This window comes from Acinetobacter sp. USHLN143 (assembly GCF_037145695.1).
Taxonomy (GTDB): domain Bacteria; phylum Pseudomonadota; class Gammaproteobacteria; order Pseudomonadales; family Moraxellaceae; genus Acinetobacter; species Acinetobacter fasciculus.
In genome coordinates, this window is record NZ_JBBCWZ010000001.1 from 92,404 (window position 1) to 110,529 (window position 18,126).

Here is an 18,126-nt window from a genome sequence, read left to right on the forward strand (position 1 = left end):
ACCATACAAATACAATGTGATTGCTCTAGTTGTACTATAAAAATAATGTGTCGGCTATTGCCGTTTAGATCAATTTTCTGTCTAATCACCAGGGAGCAAATTACGATAAATATCCAATATTAAAATAAGTAAGGAATGTAGTGATGCTAGATCATGCCACCGCTACACGCTCCCCCCCTCATACCAAAGTTGCCATTATTGGAGCTGGTTGCGGAGGGATTGCCATGGCAATACGTTTACAACAGCATGGTATTTATGATTTTATTATTCTTGAAAAAGGTAGCGATTTTGGCGGAACCTGGCGGGACAATCAGTACCCTGGAGCAGCCTGTGATGTGCAATCACATTTATATTCCTTGTCATTTGCACCGAAAAGCAATTGGTCCAAACGTTATGCGGAAGCACCCGAGATATTTTCTTATATTCAGGATCTGGTGACCGATTATAACCTGCGTGCTTTTTGCCGTTTAAATACCGAAGTACTGGCAGCACATTACCAGGCAGAACGCTGTCTATGGCAATTACAGCTACAGGATCAAAGTATCCTTGAAGCCCAGTTTGTTATATTCGCTTCCGGACCTTTACATATTCCGCAAATCCCAGATATTCTCGGTATTGAGAAATTCCAAGGCAAAGTCTTTCATTCTGCGCAATTGGATCACACTTATGACCCGACTGGCAAAAATGTCGCATCGATTGGAACAGGTGGCAGCGCCATTCAATATATTCCGGAAATTGCCCCGAAATGCAAACAACTGTATGTCATGCAACGTACTGCGGCTTGGGTCATTCCTCGGGATGAACGTGCCTACCCGAATCTTGAAAAGAAACTCTTTAAAAAATATGACTGGTTTAGAAAGCTACACCGTGCCCGCCTGTATTGGTCAAATGAATCGCGTGTGGTACCGATTGTCAAACCGGGCATTATGAAATTCACCCAAAAACTGGCAGAACTATTCATTAAATATGAGGTCAAAAACCCTGAATTGGCCAAGAAACTAACTCCCGATTACATCATGGGCTGCAAACGTATTCTGGTTTCAAATAAATACTTCCCGACGTTTAACCGCCATAATGTGGAACTGGTGACCGAGAAGATTCAGGAACTGACTGAACACAGTATCATTACACAAGATGGAAAAGAGCGGCCGATTGACTGTCTGATTTATGGCACCGGATTCATTACCGATCCACGTATCTATATGAAGAATTTTCAATGTACCCGGGCTTGATGGCGTAGAACTGAATGAAATGTGGAAACAAGGTGCTGAAAGCTATTATGGAATTTGCGTGAAAGACTTTCCAAACCTGTTTCAGTTACTGGGGCCAAATACCCTATTGGCACACAATTCTGTCATTTTTATGATTGAGGCACAAGTTGAATATATTTTGCAATTGATGCAACTGGTCGATCAATCCCAAAGCGATGCCATTATGGTTAAAGACCAGGCACAAGATACATTTAATCAGCAGGTGCAACATATGTTTGAAAAGACCGTGTGGCAATCTGGCTGTGTCAACTGGTATCAGCAGGAAGGTGGCAAGAACTTTGCCTTATGGCCAACTTATACCTGGAAATACTGGCTCAAAACCAAAAAGCCAAATGCCAAATGCCAAATGCCAAATGCCAAATGCCAAATGCCAAATGCCAAATGCCACAGATTATCGATTATTGAATAAAGTCGCCTAAAAGCTTTTACCATCTGACATCAAGCGGTGGCATAATTTATAGGTAATTTTTTCAATCCATTAAATTTATGCAATCGCTTTGGCTTATCTTTCAGCTTCTATTCTGTCTAGCACTCGGTTTTGCCATGGCAAAACAAATTCCGCTTTCGATTATTAAAATCTGTTTCAAGCTATTGCCCTATTTTAGCTATGTTTTATTGATTGCAATTGCCTTTGAATTTTCACAATTGGTAGATGAATTGCAGCATCCTCTCCAGATTTTGAGTACGTCGATCAGCATTGCCTTTCTGACCTCGCTCGGTGCTTTTGCATTTTGCTATCTACTATTTAAATGGGCAGGTTATCCTCCTAGTTCCGGTCGGGTATCCGTCGACCTGGTGCTTAAATCCCTACTGAACATGAGCTATGCCTTTTTGGCTCTCGCAGGCGGATATTGTTTACATACGGGCTTGAATCTATTTGATCTATCCGTGCAAATCAGCACCTGGCATTTGTTGCTGGTATTTATGTTCATGATTGGCCTGGATCTGGCTTATTCACCTTTAGATCGTTCCTGGTTAAATTTTAAAATTCTCTTAGTTCCGATTGGTTGTATTTTTGGTTCATTATTTGCAGTCATGCTTTATTCATTCTGGAACACCGACATCAGTCTAAAAGATTTGATCATGCTGTCACAAGGCTATGGATTTTACTCAATGTCAGGTGTTGTCGTAACAGAACTTCGAAATGCAGAACTCGGCAGTATCGCGCTAATGAATGACCTGTTTAGAGAAATTTTTGCCATCTTACTCATGTATTGTATGGGCTGGAGATACCCAAGATCCGCCATTTCCGCAGCGGGTGCAACTGCGATGGATGTGACTCTACCGATGGTTAAACAGGCCTGTGGGCATGATTTTATTCCACATGCCATGGTCAGTGGTTTTATTTTGTCACTGTTAGCACCAGTCATGGTGAGTGTACTGGCAGCGATTTAATTACTTTATCACTTTCTCAATCTCACTAAATTCCTCTTTTATAAAGAGGAACTCTCCTCCCTGATTCAGTTTAAAAGCAGAATTTTAAAACGAAGCACAAGCAAGTAGGCCGAGAGGGCTGACTAAAAACTTAAATCAATATCACTTAAGGCATCGCCTACTGTTTCAATAACATCCGAAGCAAGACTGATGGCATCAGATGCCAAACTGACCACATCGATCCCCGCTGTCCGATCTGCTGAGCTTGCCTGCTGTTGTTGCTATTCTTGTTGCTTAAGCTGTTCTGCCTGTTGAATATTTTGAATCACGTCATTCTGTACTTTTTATAATTGTGGTTCAGATGAAGTCATCATTTTTCCTTTTTATTTTATAACCATTTTTTCAATATATAAAAAAAGCCTTTCAACTGAAAGGCTTTTTGTCATTCAAACCGTATTAAAGCGTTGCCAAAATATCTTTCAAAGTCTGACGCATATTTTTAGACTGGGTAATCGGGCGACCAATTACCAGATGTGTTGAGCCATCTAGCATTGCCTGTTTCGGTGTCACAATACGTTTCTGGTCATCTGCATTCGACCCTTCTGGACGAATGCCGGGTGTCACTAATGCAAAGTCTTTTCCAATCGTTTCACGTAACATTTTCGCTTCTTGAGCTGAGCAAACCACCCCATCTAGACCACTGTCTTTTGTCAGTTGTGCCAGACGTTTTACATGCTCATTTGGCTCAATATCCAGACCAATATCTTTCAAGTCTTCACGGCCCATTGACGTCAATACAGTCACTGCAATCAACTGAGTTTTATAATTACCCGCTTGTAAACGCTCTACACAGGTTTCCATCATCTTGCGGCCACCTGAGGCATGCACATTGACCATCCACACACCCAAATCTGCTGCCGCGCATACTGCCTGTGCTGTTGTATTTGGAATATCATGAAATTTCAGATCCAAAAATACATCAAAGCCTCTATCTTGAAGCGCTTTGACAATGATTGGACCTTCATGGGTAAATAACTCTTTACCAACTTTAAGTCGACACAAGGCAGGATCTAACTGTTCTGCAATGGCTAAGGCATCAAATTGGCTTTTGGCATCTAGTGCGACGATGATACTCAAGAGATTACCCCTTCATATAGGCAAAAAATAAGCCCATTATAATGGGCTTTGATTTTCATTGGTAATATCTAATACAGTTTTTTCATGCCGGGTATGGGCTGCTGCTTCAGCGGCCATTAACTTGGCTGTATTCAACTGTTCCTTACGTAGATGTTCAATGTCTTTACGCAGTCGTTTAATTTCCCAATTCGTCTGAAAAACCCGGAAGATCTGAACGCCCAATAACAGGCCCAAAACGACACCTAAAGATAACGTGAGGAGAAGTAATAATCCCAGGCGCATTGCGGGAACTTGAGTAAATAACAAGTCCACTGACAATTCGGTACCGTTTTGCAAAACCAAAGCTAATGAATAACCAAACAGTACCAATAAAAGAATGACCAGAACGTAACGCATGAACACCCCGCAAAATATTTACAATTATTTTTGTGCAGACTCGTTCACAGCGTCACGAAGTGCCTTGCCTGGTTTAAAGTGCGGAACTGCTTTTGCAGCCACTTCTACTGATTTACCAGTTTTAGGGTTACGACCTACGCGCGGTTCACGGTGATGCAATGCAAAACTACCAAATCCACGAATCTCGATACGATTGTCAGTTGATAATGCTTCTATCATTTGATCAATCATAATTTTAACTGCTTCTTCCACTAAAGGCTCAGCCAAATGCGGATTTTTTAACGCAATACGCTCTATTAAGTCAGACTTATTAAGTGCTTCAGTAGTCATCTGCGACCTCTTTAATTATCAAGCTACTTGGGATCTATTTCCCGATAATAACCTGTTTAAATACAAAACGGTAGCGCAATAATTAAATACTACGCTACCGTTTACAGTATTTGTATAAAAAGTATTAGTTAATTTACATTAACAATACAATTCAAACGCTTACTTAGTTGCCCATTTGAGCTTTGATCAGGTCACCAATCGTCTTAGGACCATTGTCTTGACCAGCAGGAGCTGTTTTCAAGTTAGCAACTGCTTCTTTCTCTTCAGCTTCGTCTTTCGCTTTGATAGACAAGTTGATTGCGCGAGATTTACGATCTACGTTGATGATCTTCGCTTCAACTTCTTGACCAACTTCAAGGAACTTAGTTGCATCTTCAACGCGGTCGCGGTTGATTTCAGATGCTTTCAGAGTCGCTTCAACTTCGTCAGCTAACTTAACAGTCGCGCCTTTAGCGTCAACTGCAGTTACAGTACCTTTAACCAACGCACCGCGTTCGTTAGCAGCAAGGAAGTCATTGAACGGATCGTTGTTCATTTGCTTGATGCCAAGGCTGATACGGTTGCCTTCAGCGTCTACAGAAAGGATAACTGCTTCAACAGTGTCGCCTTTCTTGTAACGACGAATCGCTTCTTCGCCTTGTTCGTTCCAAGAAATATCAGACAAGTGAACTAGTCCGTCGATACCGCCTGGCAAACCGATGAAGATACCGAAGTCAGTGATAGATTTGATCGTACCAGAAACTTTTTCGCCTTTGTCGTGATCTTTAGCAAACTCTTCCCATGGGTTAGCACGAGTTTGTTTGATACCAAGAGAAATACGACGACGTTCTTCATCAACTTCAAGAACCATAACATCAACTTCGTCACCAATCTGAACAACTTTAGATGGGTGGATGTTTTTGTTCGTGTGATCCATTTCTGAAACGTGTACTAAACCTTCAACGCCTTCAGCGATTTCAGCGAAACAACCGTAGTCAGTCAGGTTAGTTACGCGCGCTTTAACGATTGAACCTTTAGGGTAACGGTTCATGATCGCTAACCATGGATCTTCGCCAAGCTGTTTAAGACCTAGAGAAACACGGTTACGTTCGCGGTCGAATTTAAGTACTTTAACAGTAACTTCTTGACCCACTTCAACAACTTCTGAAGGGTGCTTGATACGTTTCCAAGCCATGTCAGTGATGTGAAGAAGACCATCAATACCGCCAAGGTCAACGAATGCGCCGTAGTCAGTAAGATTTTTGATCGTACCAGTAACTGTTTGACCTTCCTCAAGCTGAGCAAGAAGAGCTTCACGGTCAGCTGAAGATTCAGCTTCCATAACAGCACGACGTGAAACAACAACGTTGTTACGTTTAGCGTCAAGTTTGATTACTTTGAATTCTAACTCTTTGCCTTCTAGGTGAGTAGTATCACGAATAGGACGAGTATCAACTAAAGAACCTGGAAGGAACGCACGTACTGGACCGATGTCAACAGTGAAACCACCTTTAACTTTACCAGAGATAACACCAGTAACGATTTCGCCGTCTTCAAAGATTTTTTCAAGTTTAGTCCAAGTTTCTGCGCGTTTAGCTTTTTCGCGAGAAAGAACTGTTTGACCCATACCGTTGTCAAGTGCTTCAACAACTACGTCTACAGTGTCGCCAACTTGAACTTCAAGTTCGCGCTGTTCATTTAAGAACTCAGCACGGTCAACAACGCCTTCAGATTTAAGGCCAGTGTCAACAGTTACCCAATCAGAGTCAATGCTTACTACAACGCCCTGGATAACTGCACCCTTTTCAACGTTGAGGTTTAATTCGCTTGCTTCAAAGAGGGCTGCAAAAGATTCGGTCATGATATTTCCGATAAAGTCAGCGGTCTTGGATCAGACAAGGCCGGTTTAATTAAGCATCTACATAGTCCATATAAAACTGATCAAGCTATGCGTTTGCTGATAAAATTGGGTTAATTTGCTAACTGCTGATCCACATAAGTGGTCATCAGCTGGAATACTTCATCGATATTCAAATCTGAACTATCGATAATGTAAGCATCATCCGCAGGCTTGAGTGGAGCGACAGCGCGTTCCGTATCTCGTTTATCGCGAGCGATGATATTAGCTAAAATGTCGCTTATTTTAACATCCAGCCCCATGCCCTGCAACTGCTTTACACGTCTTTGCGCGCGTGATTCAGCCGAGGCCGTCAAATATATTTTTGCCTGAGCATTCGGGAAGATACTTGTCGCCATATCACGTCCGTCTGCTACCAGACCAGGCGCCTGTGCAAAGGCATGCTGACGTGAAACCATCGCTGTTCTAAGCTCAGGAATTGCTGCAACTTTTGAAGCAAACTCTCCTACCCGTTCAGTTCGAATAGTTTGGGACACATCTTCACCATCCAGCCACACCTGCACCCCGGTGTCGGTACTGACAAACTGGATATCTAAATTTGTTGCGATTTGTACGCATTCTGGCAATTTCGTGTCTAGCGAATCCAGCAAATCATGGTGATGCAATGACAAACCCAAAAGGCGGTATAAAGCACCAGAATCCAATAAGTGAAACTGATAATGTGCAGCCAGTTTCGCTGCTAACGTGCCCTTGCCAGACCCACTTGGACCATCAATGGTAATAATTTGAACTGTCATTGCTTTCCCGTTGTTGTTTAAACAGATTTTGCGAGTTTTGTCAGGCCTAGTTTAATCGCTGCCTGTAACTGTGCAAGGATTAATTTACTCACAAAAGGCGCACGTGCCTGCAATTCAATCGTATAAGTTACTAACGTTTTGTCATCAGCCAGTGCTTCAAATTCAATAATGCCTAAATGATGCTTGATCAATGGATTTTTAATAATCTGATATTCGATGCGATTATTTGGCTCGAACAAGGTAATTTGTTCTTTCAGCGGCTTCACTGGACCCACACCCATTGCACGTACTGAACCAAGTCCATCAGGATATTCAGCATCCGCAGAATCCTTGATCCGCTCAACCTGCATCGGCGCGAAGGCAATATTATAGGTGGCATGCTTAGACATTAAATCAAAGACATCATCAAGCGCTGCCGGAAATTCTTTTTTTACTTGAATGCTGTTCATTATTGTTCCTGAAGATTGCAGATATTTGAAAGTAAGCAAATTTTAGCGGATAAAGCAGATTTATTTCTGCGTATTTAATAACTTTTCTTGTAACTTGAGTTCTCGTTTCTGCTCGCGGCGCAACTTAAAAAATGCACTCAGCTGTTCAGAACATTGCTGCTGCATGCAGCCTGCCTGGAAAGGAAATACGTGATTATAATAACCGGTTTCAAACAGTTGACGCGCACTCACCAATGAACCCGCTTTCGCTTCAAATGCACCAAATACCACTCGCGAAACCCGCGAATGCACCAGTGCACCGACACACATGGTGCACGGCTCAAGAGTCACATAGAGCACCGCATCATCAGGTAACCGATAATTTTGGATGTTTTGACAGGCATCACGTAGTGCAACAATTTCGGCATGCGCAGTCGGATCATTCAACGAGATGGGCGCATTAAATCCTTGGCCAATGATCTGATTCTGACTGACGATAATTGCCCCCACAGGAATTTCTCCCTGTGCAGCAGCAAGTGCAGCCTGCTCGTAAGCACGCTGCATCCAGTATTCATCTGTAAATTGTGTTTCGGACATTGAAGCTTAAATCACACCATAATGCTTGAGCAGCTCATTCCAGCTTTCAATAGTCGTAACTGGAGGATTCCCAGACAGGATCCCTTTCAAGCTCATATCTGCACCTTTTTTCCACTCAGGACTAAGGTCTTTGTCGACCAGACGTGCTCGTACACCCTCAACAAAGTCATGATGACGAATTTTCCAGTCTGAGATCTGAACTTCCAGTTCGAAAACTTCATTCCAGGAATGTATCTGCTTACCCCATTGCCACAATAGCCAGGTCAAGGCTGCAGTAGTTGGCGAACCTTTTTTCAGGTTTTCACTGGCCTGACGCAACCAGTCACTGCGTGCGTCACTCAGGCCAATAATCGACTCATAATCATGCTCAAAGTTGATGCCACGGCAAACACTATGAATCACGTCCAGAGAGTTTTGTAGCGGTCCCGGGCCTACCGGACGGTGCATACTGTTCAGGGTGTCATCAATGGCACGGAAGTCACCCGCAGGATAATGCTCCCAGTCGATATTAATGACTTTATCCAACACTGAATCACGCTGTGCATCACAAATATGCGTTGCCCAACCAATCCCATAAGCACCCGCAGCAGTCATGATCGAACCAGTCAAGCCTGTGAATAAACCAATCGCACCACGATCCGCCAGAAAGCGGGTTGCACCCACATCTGGATACAAACCGATATTGATTTCAGGCATGGCCAAACGTGAATATGGCGTCACTAAACGGAAAGGTGCTGCCATAAACAAGCCCAGGCCACCGCCCATCACATAACCTTCACCCCAGACTAAAACGGGTTTGGCATAATTATGCAGTAACAGATCGAGTGCATATTCTTGTTCAAAGAATTTATTGGCAGCCGCGACTTCATCATTAATCACTAACTGACGCAGCTTACGCACATCCCCACCCGCACAGAACGCTTTCGGTGTGGTTGAATCCAGCCAGATGGCTTTGACGCTATCATCATGATGAAAGTCCTGAAATACTTCCAGAAGTGCGGAAGCAATCGATTCATCGAGAGCATGCAAAGATTTCGGGCGATTTAAACGAACGATACGCCAACCATTGTGCGCTTCTTCAACAATCAAATCCGGATGATAATGTTTAGTAAGGGGAGAATATTTCATGCGTCCAGCTGCCAATCTATAGGCTCAATGCCATGTTGTTTGAGGTAGTTATTCGATTTTGAAAATACTTTACAACCAAAAAAACCACCACGGTTTGCTGCCAAAGGCGATGGATGTGCTGCCTTTAACACGAGATGCTTGTCTTGATTAATGCGCTGTCCTTTACGCTGTGCGTATGCGCCCCAAAGAATAAAGACAATATGTTCACGCTGTTCATTTAATACATCAATGACGTGATCGGTAAATTCTTCCCAACCGCGCTTCTGATGCGAAGTCGGCTGACCTGCTTCGACGGTCAGTACTGCATTTAACAGAAGCACACCCTGCTCTGCCCAATGCGTCAAGTCACCATGCTTCGGTCTTTCAACCCCGAGATCAACATGTAACTCATGAAAAATATTACGCAAAGATGGTGGTAATGCAACCCCCTTTTGCACGGAAAAGCTTAATCCATGCGCCTGATTTGGGCCATGATAAGGATCTTGCCCTAAAATTACCACTTTCACCCGATCTAGCGGTGTGGTATTCAAAGCATTAAAAATCAGATGATTGGGAGGATAAATGATTTTATCTGCTTTTTTTTCTTCAACAAGAAATGCTTTTAATTCATCCATTTTCGGACTGAGCAAAAACTCACTCAATCCATATTTCCAGCTTTCATCCAACTGAACTTTATTCAGCTTGGCCAGTTGCTGTTCATTTAAAGACATTCTTCAATCCTAAATCTATGTCAATGGATTTAAAGTCACGCAGACTTTAAATCTGTACCTGTAAATCTACTGTAGGGTTATGAAATGGTGTGCCCTGTTTGAGCTTGGCAAACATGTCCGGATCTGTCCATTCAGCTTGCACCTGTTCAGAGAACTCAAGTTGCTCCAGACTCAAAATTCCCATCTGTTCATTTTGAATATCTTCTAAAAAGCTTTGTGCATAGCCGGTATCGGTTTCATGCACAATCACAGAATAGACTTCGACATCGCCTTCACCATTTTGAGTCACGGTCGATGCCAGCACCTGCTGTGCCAGAAAGAAGAAAATACGTGAAAACTGTTCTGCTGATGGCGATACCGGCAAAGACACCCAGCGCGCACTGAAATTCTTGCAGGCCTGAATATATTCCGGATCGTCATTTTGCCAAAAGCAGATGGCATGATCGAAAGAATCAAAGAAATCCTTAATCACACCTTTAAGCAGACCAAAGTCATAGACCATTTGACCATGATCTAGCTTCGAGGCTTTTAGCAATAACTCGACTTTATAACTATGGCCATGGATCGAACGCTTACAGCGATCTGACGTGCAGTTACGCACAATATGAGCATTCTCAAACTTAAATAACTTACGAATTAACATATGCCGTAATGTCGTCAAAAAATAGGTGAATTAATTTTGATTATAAAGCAAAAGTAAAGCTTTGAGGATTAATTTTGCTGTTTAGCATGATAGGGAAAAGGCATCAGCCCGGCATTTGCGCTTATCCAGCCTGTACAATTCATGAGCTAAAATTAAAATGGCGCCATGCTACGGTAAGCGACATAAACCTGTTTGTCCTGACGAACCAGATCGCTGCTAAACTGGCGCTTACGCTCACTTAAAACCACTTCGATTCGGGCTTTAAAATAATTGGATTGCACCCCAAGCAGACTGTTAAACAAATTACGCCTGTCCGCATCGACCTGAGCGAAAGGCTCCAGTGACCACAGATCAGTCACATTGGAAAAGTGCTCCAAATTGGCCTGACGCTGATCCAGCAATTGCTGCACTGCATTCACATCCAGCTTTTCATCCATACTAGCCAAAAGAAAAGCTGAAGCGGTATTAATATTGACCAGGCTCTCCTGCACCGGTGCAGTACTCAGATAAGGTGCTATCAGCTTATATTTATTCTCTTCAAAACCGCGTACTAGCTTTAATTCTTCTACGCTGTGAAATTTTGCATTCGGTGGCAAAGCAGCATTGGGCAAGCTCTGATAATAGTTAGATTCGGCGCCCATGCCCCCACTGACCAGCTCGTCTGCATCCTGCCAGTCAATGACTGCTTCACTGAGCTGTTCCGGCAAACTGGCACGTTTTAGAATCAGCTCGAACCATGCTTTGGCATTTTCATTGACTGCGCCTTCGGCAGTAATCAGGCTATTTAAATTAAACTTGCCTGATTCATCCTGTATTATTCCGGAGACATAACCGTCATCTACCGGAAAAGCTGGCATGGGCTGCGCCCAGGTTTCCTGCAGATGGTCGACCTCTGCGGCATTTTCAGCATCATCGACCAGCAATTCAGAAAAAAAGGCCTCAGCACTTTTGGCATACATTAAGGACTGGTTTTGTCGCATCAAATAGGCAGTGCTTTCAGCAGTTGCAGCCTGACGCTGGGCAATCGTGGCAGCCAAAATAGTCGCTAGCGCTACCATCACCAGAATGGTAATCAGTGCAATGCCCTGCTGCTGCTTGATCATGATCGTTTTATTCATTTTCATTTCTTATTATTCTGAGCTGGGTTGACCGGTGTTCTGAGTATCAAGCAAAAAGTCCGTATTTAATAAACTAAACATCCATTCATAACTGACGCCATTCACGGTTAAATTGATTTTAACCCCTTTAGGCAACCTTTGCTTCTGCTCTAACTGATTCAGATCAGTAGAAGCATCTGGCCATTGCGTGAGCTCATTCGGATTGAGTACGACGATCTGGAATTGTTCCACTTCCGACAATAAAACACTGGATTCGGGCTGATCTTGACCTGTCTGATTCAGGTTCCGGTATTTCAAGCGATAAAGTTTCTGCTCATCAGCTCGATACTGATATTCAATGCGCTCATCTGGGGAAATCCCCTCTTCCAAAGGGTCAGTCACTCCAGTTTTACTGAAATTAAAGCGTCCGTTCTGTAGCACTAGAGCCGGCTGAATATCGCCATTGATATTGGCCGTTAAGGGTACTGCCTGTACGGTATCTCGCAGAATCTGCTGATAGGTTTGCTGTAACTGACCTAAACGCTGTTCATGAATCACATTCTGATCTTTGGTTTTGACAATATAATCAAAAACTTTCCAGCCCAAAGCAGACAGCACCGCAAAGATCGCAATTGCGACCATTAATTCAACCAGGGTAAATCCTTTAGGCTTCATGGAGTATTGTTCATACGATGATTAAAGAACATCAGGCTGGTGATACCAGATTCCACCTGACCACTGTCCTGATTAACCAGACTCACCTGCAGCTCGATCCGTTGTACATTCGGACTGACCGTCGGTTCGCTGCGCTTGTCAATCTGCCAGGTTTCACCTTGCTGGGTCAGCTGTTTGGAAGCCGTCCCTTCCATCCATTCCTGATTAATTTCCATTTGTGCCACTTCATTTAAGGCAACAAACTGTGCTTTGGTACGTAGAATGGCATTCGAGGTCGACTGGGTATATTGAATCGCGACTTTGGTCAGGGTCATGGCTGCGGTCGCAAAAATTGCCAAGGCCACCATGACTTCCAATAAGGTAAAACCTGAGGCACGATTAAGTCGAGTAACACTCGACCGTGCCGCAAGTCCGAAAGCTATGCTTGAGGAGCAGCGATAAACGAAACAACGTTTCGTCCGAGCGCAAGATGAAGAACTCTGTTCAGAGTGCACACGATTAAGCCGAGTAATACTCGGCCTGATAGCACCAAATCCAGTATTCTGCTTGAAATATCTAGATTTCATTGATTTTACCCAGATGATCAATCTCAATCGCAGCACCCACTTCACGGTCTTCCAAAAAGAATTGAATCCGCACCGGTTTGACTTCACCATTGCCGAGCCAGATCAGTTTAGGTGCATTAGCCTGAGTCAGATCACGATTTTGTGCATTGGTATAACGCTGCTGTTCCAGCGCCTGCATCTGAAAGGACACATGATCAGGTAAATTACGCAATTTGAAATCTGCATAACTCTGCCATTTCTCATTTTGCAGGTTCTGTTCAGTCTGCGCTGCTGAACGATATTCTATAATTCCATAACGAAATGGCGTGACATCTGTTGCTGGCCGAACGTCAAGCGCGAGTATTCTAGACTGGTCATTGGCCTCGCGTAGCACCCGTTGCAAGTCTACTAATAAAATTTCCCGTGCCTGCATTGCTTTGCGCTGATCGACACCACTGGTATTGAGCAGCACTAGTGAAGCCATAATCCCCATAATCACAATCACCACCATCAATTCGATTAAGGTAAAGCCACGAACTGCACTGTGAGGTGATCTGATCATAGGACAACCTTAGACAAACTGGTCGGCAGAATGCACCTGCTTGGGCAAAGCCAGCGCCTGATCGATATAGGCCACACGCAAGGTATCGCGTGAACCCAAGTAACGCTGATAGAAACTGGAATTGAGAATTGCGGCTGCACCATGGGTCAGCGACCAGATCGACGCTAGATAATCGCGTACCGACATGCGGCTGTTGATCGATGCCAGATAAGTTTCTGTCATACGGATAATCAGGCGTAAGCGCTGTTTGCGCACCTGATAAAGTTCGCTAAACAGGTGCTGGATTCCAACCCCAGTCGTCGACAGGCGTTCTTCAATTTGATGAAACAGCACAGTACGTTCAGGATGATGCAAATGATGCAGCATAAAGAAGGCCAGATGTTCAGGAAAGGCTTTATCGCTATCCTGAATCATTTCCAGCAACATGCGCTCATTTCGGATAATCAGCAGCATGTATAGTTCATCTTTACTCTGGAAATGTTTATAAAGTGTCCCTTTGGCCAGATCAAGCTCGGCGGCAAGCGCATCAAGCGTCATTCCTGCTTCACCATTTTCTAACAGGAGTTGCTCTGCTACTTGAAAAATCAAGGTTTCTCTTGCTCGAAACTGAGCTTGACGATCCATCTTCACCCTATAAACTCTCTTTGTACTTTATATAACTTTATTTACTTTAAATTCAGAAGATTTTCAAAGTTCTGCTTTGTGATATAAGCCATTTCTTCCAGTGACTTATCATATACATCGCAAAGCGCTTTGGCTACATAAGGAACGTATTTAGGCTCATTAGATTTGCCACGATACGGCATTGGCGCAAGATAAGGACTATCGGTTTCAATCAGCACACGATCCAGCGGAACCTGTTTGGCGACATCACGCAGATCCTGCGCATTTTTAAATGAAACAATTCCGGAAAATGACACATAATAGCCGCAATCCAGTACCGCTTTAGCGGTTTCCCAGTCCTCGGTAAAACAGTGCAGAATGCCATGCGTAGATTTTTCCGCGCGAATAATATCGACGGTATCATGCTTGGCGGAACGGGTATGAACAACTACAGGTTTTTTGGTGATTTGTGACGCATGAATATGCCGGGCGAAACAGGCCTTTTGCTCTGCAATAAAATCGGTACTGTGATAATAATCAAGACCTGTTTCACCGAGCGCCCAGACTTTCTCCGGTTGTGCCAGCTCGACCAGATATTCAGTCGTGGCACGCGCCATGGTTGCAGCATCTTCGCAAGGATGTACGCCAACGGTATAGCCGACATCTGCATGACGCGCGGCAATTTTGGCCAGCTCGATATGATCATCCAGATCGACCGAGATACTCATGAATTTGGAAACACCGGCTTCACGAGCCTGAGCCAATGCTTGGTCCAGATCACCATGATATGGTGTCAAATCAAGCAGGGTTAAATGACAATGAGTATCTACAAACACGATGCGTTCCTACCAAGGGTAAATTAACTACATAGTGTAACTTTTACGTCCTTCAGATTTAAGACCCGCAACCAGACGATCTGCTTCATTTTTGAAATAAACGCCTTTTTCACCGCTTAACTGGATGCCAAAGCCTTGGGGCTTGATGCCATTCTGCTTTTGCGAGACCCAGATGACTTTACCAGTTAAAGGAATTTTCTGGGTCTGGTCAGGCAAAGTTGTCAATACAAAAACTTCTTCGCCCAGTTTGACCGGCTGCTTGGAAGGAATAAAAAGCCCACCACCCACAACATAAGGCATATAGCTGGCAAACAGTGTTTCGATGTCAGGAATATTGGCCTGAATAATACCGCCCATACGTGGTTGCATGTGATTTCCCCTTAATTAAAGATTCATCAGCTTGATAAACAATTCATCAATAACCAGATTGCTTTGGACATTCTGCTCGAGGTATTGCTTGGCTTGCTGAAAATCCTCATAAATTTTAAAAAGTGCTTCTAATGAATATTGTTCGGCAAGCACATTGAATTCAAGGTCAATGTTTTTCACCGTCTGATTTAGCTTGACACAAATTAAATCGGACAACAAGTATTCAAACATTTGAGCAAATTCACCAAAACTCAGGCTTTTATTCCATTTGGTCGCAATTGCCAGTGGCATATTTTTTTGAATGACCAGTTTTTGCCAGTCTTGCAGGAATTCCTGACGCAGTGGCAGCCAGGCACTTTGTGCAACCTCTAATGCCTGTAACGGCATCTGATTAGACAGGTTCATCAATAATTGTTGCTGGCTAGAACCTGCATCCGGGAGCTGATTCTGGACATAATCGCTAAATTGTTCTGCGGAAATTCGATCCAAAGCAAAATGCTGCAAACGACTGCGGATGGTCGCGGGCAATTTTAAATAATGATTCGCCAGTAAAATAATCACCGTATTATCACCGGGTTCTTCCAGTGTTTTAAGCAAGGCGTTAGCAGAGGCAATATTTAAGGCTTCTGCCGGCTCAATCACAATTACACGCCAGCCATCTACAGTCTGTTGCACAAAAGGCAGAAGATCACGAATCTTCTCGATCTTGATTTTAGCATTCTGTTTTTTATTGTCTTCATCGGTACTGATATGCACATAGTTGGGATGGGTATCTGCCTTTAACCATTGGCAGCTACTGCATTCACCACATGGCCCGGCAGGCTGACGATTCAGGCATAACACCCAAGCCAGAAACTGTTGGGTAAACGCTTCTTTGCCACAGCCTTTTTTTCCATAAAACAATAAACCATGCCCAAGCTTGGGAAAGCGTCCGGTCAGGGTTTCCCAAACCTGTTGCTGCCATGGATAGATATGTGCATTGACATCAAAAGGCATGTATTTGACTCTTCTTAGGCAAAATGGGAAAGATCCATCTGATTCAGGCGATCCAGATCTTCCTGAGTATCTACCCCTGGCGGCAAATTGGCTTCAGCCACCGCAATGGCAATACGGTGTCCATTTTCCAGTACCCGTAACTGCTCTAGAGATTCCAGTTTCTCCAGCACACCCATTTCCCAGGTCACATATTCTTGCAACAGTTTTACCCGATAGGCATATAGGCCTAAATGACGATAGGCCTGATCATGCAGTTTTGGTTCAGTCAGTTTCGCACCATCACGGTCATAAGGAATGGTAGCACGGCTAAAATACAGTGCTTGCTGGTGTTTTGACATGACAACTTTTACAATGCTGTCACGTTTGAATTCATCCAGTTGATGGATCGGCTCACATAGCGTCGACATGGAAGATTCAGGCTGATCTTCCAAGAGTTGAGCAACCTGTTTTACCAGTTGCGCCGGCAGTAAGGGTTCATCCCCCTGTACATTGACAATAATGTCCTCACTGGCCCAGCCTTTGATTCGAGCCACTTCACTCAAGCGGTCTGTGCCTGAAGGGTGATCCGCCGAGGTAATGACAACATCAATGCCTTCAGCACGGCAAACGGCAGCAATACGCTCATCATCAGTTGCCACACACAGATCATCAAAACCTTGCACTTTCTTGGCTTGATCCACTACCCGCAGAATCATGGGACGACCATGAATGTCCAGCAACGGTTTACCCGGCAGACGTGAACTGGCGAAACGTGCAGGAATAACAATGTGTTTCATAATGAATGAGCCTTAAGAAATTTGAATACCGTATTGTTGTAACTGTTGCTGCAAGACTGTATAGCAGGCTGGCGATAGGACTGCATCGACTGGCACCACCCAGAGATCCTGTTTAAAATCTGGATATTGTTTAAGTAGCGCCATAATTTTTACTGCGTCTTTTTCAGTGGTAATAATCGGATTGTTATCATCGAACTGTAAATCTTCAATGTCATAGTCATGATGGTCTGGAAACTCATGACACTGAAATTGTTCTATGCCTAAATTTTGCAAGGTCTGATAAAACCGCTGTGGAAAGCCAATGCCGACTACCGCATAAAAAGCCGCTTGAGGATCAAAGATTTTATTGTTGTCCTGATTAAGCAAATAAGGCTGTGATGCAGCCAGATGCATATGCAGTTCAGAGCTTGGGTTAGCCGAATGCTCAATTACGGTTCCCGTTTTCAAACGGGTCACTGGTTCACGTAGATAACCTTCTGGAAGCAGTTTCTGATTACCCAGACCGCGATTATTATCCAGCACAATCCACTCAATCTGGCGATTCAAGGCCCAATGCTGCAGGCCATCATCACAGATAATCATATCCAGCTCATGTTTCTGCAATAAGAGTTCAATACTTTTCTGCCGGTTGGGACCAACTGCCATCGGCACACCTGTTGCCTGCACAATCAAGGCAGGCTCATCTCCGACAATCTCCGGCAAGGTATTAAAGTCGACATAGGCAGGAAATGGACCTTGGCCGCCATAGCCTCGACTGATCACGCCTACCCGAACATTTTTCTCGGTTAAATAATCCACCAGATGAATCAACAAAGGTGTTTTACCGCTACCACCGACTGTGATGTTACCAATTACCATAACGGGAATTGGTGCACTATAACTTTTTTTAATGCCTTTTTGATAAAGCCAGTGATTGCTGACAAAACCCAGGCGATACAACCATGACAAAGGACGCAGCACCACCAGCCACTTTGCCTGTGCATTCCAAGCATCCTGAATGATTTGTGCTAATGCCATGA

General features: G+C 43.8%; 21 protein-coding genes and 1 pseudogene. 2 read left to right on the plus strand and 20 right to left on the minus strand.

All coding sequences use genetic code 11. From position 1 onward, the window contains the following. The first annotated feature begins 143 nt into the window (after positions 1–143). A pseudogene (locus WFH18_RS00420) lies at positions 144–1,680 on the plus strand (flavin-containing monooxygenase). 77 nt (positions 1,681–1,757) lie between these two features. Then, entirely contained in the window at positions 1,758–2,666 is a 909-nt protein-coding gene (locus WFH18_RS00425) for a lysine exporter LysO family protein (RefSeq protein WP_004278850.1), read from the plus strand. 435 nt (positions 2,667–3,101) lie between these two features. Here WFH18_RS00425 and pyrF read toward each other — a convergent pair whose 3' ends face one another. The 20 genes from pyrF to lpxK all read right to left on the minus strand — a co-directional run bounded on the left by pyrF (position 3,102) and on the right by lpxK (position 18,124). Further along, complete coding sequence (gene pyrF, locus WFH18_RS00430; protein ID WP_004278851.1) at positions 3,102–3,782, minus strand: orotidine-5'-phosphate decarboxylase; 681 nt, start codon at positions 3,780–3,782, stop codon at positions 3,102–3,104. A 36-nt stretch (positions 3,783–3,818) separates the two neighbouring features. Continuing rightward, positions 3,819–4,178 (minus strand): lipopolysaccharide assembly protein LapA domain-containing protein, encoded by a 360-nt coding sequence (locus tag WFH18_RS00435; protein ID WP_004278852.1) that lies wholly within the window; start codon positions 4,176–4,178, stop codon positions 3,819–3,821. Positions 4,179–4,202: 24 nt separating this feature from the next. Then, complete coding sequence (locus WFH18_RS00440) at positions 4,203–4,508, minus strand: integration host factor subunit beta (protein WP_004278853.1); 306 nt, start codon at positions 4,506–4,508, stop codon at positions 4,203–4,205. A gap of 163 nt (positions 4,509–4,671) precedes the next feature. After that, a complete protein-coding gene (rpsA, locus tag WFH18_RS00445; protein WP_004278854.1) occupies positions 4,672–6,348 on the minus strand; it encodes a 30S ribosomal protein S1 in 1,677 nt (558 codons plus the stop codon). Positions 6,349–6,458: 110 nt separating this feature from the next. Beyond that, the gene (gene cmk, locus WFH18_RS00450) at positions 6,459–7,142 is read right to left on the minus strand and encodes a (d)CMP kinase (RefSeq protein ID WP_004278855.1); all 684 of its coding nucleotides are present in this window, start codon (positions 7,140–7,142) and stop codon (positions 6,459–6,461) included. A 17-nt stretch (positions 7,143–7,159) separates the two neighbouring features. Continuing rightward, positions 7,160–7,591 (minus strand): SRPBCC family protein, encoded by a 432-nt coding sequence (locus WFH18_RS00455; RefSeq protein ID WP_004278856.1) that lies wholly within the window; start codon positions 7,589–7,591, stop codon positions 7,160–7,162. A 60-nt stretch (positions 7,592–7,651) separates the two neighbouring features. After that, the gene (tadA, locus tag WFH18_RS00460) at positions 7,652–8,167 is read right to left on the minus strand and encodes a tRNA adenosine(34) deaminase TadA (protein ID WP_004278860.1); all 516 of its coding nucleotides are present in this window, start codon (positions 8,165–8,167) and stop codon (positions 7,652–7,654) included. 6 nt (positions 8,168–8,173) lie between these two features. Further along, positions 8,174–9,295 carry an enoyl-CoA hydratase/isomerase family protein gene (locus WFH18_RS00465; protein ID WP_004278862.1) on the minus strand — a complete coding sequence of 374 codons (1,122 nt, stop codon included), beginning with the start codon at positions 9,293–9,295 and terminating at the stop codon, positions 8,174–8,176. Then, complete coding sequence (gene ung / locus WFH18_RS00470; protein WP_004278863.1) at positions 9,292–10,005, minus strand: uracil-DNA glycosylase; 714 nt, start codon at positions 10,003–10,005, stop codon at positions 9,292–9,294. Before ung ends, WFH18_RS00465 begins: the two co-directional genes overlap by 4 nt. Positions 10,006–10,051: 46 nt before the next feature. Then, the gene (locus tag WFH18_RS00475; protein WP_004278864.1) at positions 10,052–10,648 is read right to left on the minus strand and encodes a 6-pyruvoyl trahydropterin synthase family protein; all 597 of its coding nucleotides are present in this window, start codon (positions 10,646–10,648) and stop codon (positions 10,052–10,054) included. 152 nt (positions 10,649–10,800) lie between these two features. Continuing rightward, the gene (gene gspK, locus WFH18_RS00480) at positions 10,801–11,772 is read right to left on the minus strand and encodes a type II secretion system minor pseudopilin GspK (protein ID WP_017397825.1); all 972 of its coding nucleotides are present in this window, start codon (positions 11,770–11,772) and stop codon (positions 10,801–10,803) included. Between the two features lie 6 nt (positions 11,773–11,778). Continuing rightward, the gene (gspJ, locus tag WFH18_RS00485) at positions 11,779–12,420 is read right to left on the minus strand and encodes a type II secretion system minor pseudopilin GspJ (protein ID WP_004278869.1); all 642 of its coding nucleotides are present in this window, start codon (positions 12,418–12,420) and stop codon (positions 11,779–11,781) included. After that, on the minus strand, positions 12,417–12,842 hold the full coding sequence (gene gspI, locus WFH18_RS00490) for a type II secretion system minor pseudopilin GspI (protein WP_392389738.1): 426 nt from the start codon (positions 12,840–12,842) through the stop codon (positions 12,417–12,419). The genes gspJ and gspI overlap by 4 nt, the downstream gene beginning before the upstream one ends. Before the next feature lie 133 nt (positions 12,843–12,975). Beyond that, positions 12,976–13,527: a type II secretion system protein gene (locus WFH18_RS00495; RefSeq protein WP_004278872.1), complete on the minus strand. Its 552-nt coding sequence runs from the start codon at positions 13,525–13,527 to the stop codon at positions 12,976–12,978. Between the two features lie 9 nt (positions 13,528–13,536). After that, positions 13,537–14,151, minus strand: a complete 615-nt coding sequence (locus WFH18_RS00500; protein ID WP_004278873.1) for a TetR/AcrR family transcriptional regulator — start codon at positions 14,149–14,151, stop codon at positions 13,537–13,539. Between the two features lie 41 nt (positions 14,152–14,192). Continuing rightward, positions 14,193–14,966: a TatD family hydrolase gene (locus WFH18_RS00505; protein WP_004278875.1), complete on the minus strand. Its 774-nt coding sequence runs from the start codon at positions 14,964–14,966 to the stop codon at positions 14,193–14,195. A gap of 27 nt (positions 14,967–14,993) precedes the next feature. Continuing rightward, complete coding sequence (locus WFH18_RS00510) at positions 14,994–15,335, minus strand: PilZ domain-containing protein (RefSeq protein ID WP_004278877.1); 342 nt, start codon at positions 15,333–15,335, stop codon at positions 14,994–14,996. Between the two features lie 15 nt (positions 15,336–15,350). Then, on the minus strand, positions 15,351–16,331 hold the full coding sequence (locus WFH18_RS00515) for a DNA polymerase III subunit delta' C-terminal domain-containing protein (protein ID WP_004731481.1): 981 nt from the start codon (positions 16,329–16,331) through the stop codon (positions 15,351–15,353). Positions 16,332–16,345: 14 nt separating this feature from the next. Beyond that, positions 16,346–17,107, minus strand: coding sequence for a 3-deoxy-manno-octulosonate cytidylyltransferase (gene kdsB / locus WFH18_RS00520; protein WP_004278879.1), 762 nt, complete (start codon positions 17,105–17,107; stop codon positions 16,346–16,348). Between the two features lie 12 nt (positions 17,108–17,119). Then, complete coding sequence (gene lpxK / locus WFH18_RS00525; protein ID WP_005103480.1) at positions 17,120–18,124, minus strand: tetraacyldisaccharide 4'-kinase; 1,005 nt, start codon at positions 18,122–18,124, stop codon at positions 17,120–17,122. Between the last annotated feature and the right edge of the window lie 2 nt (positions 18,125–18,126).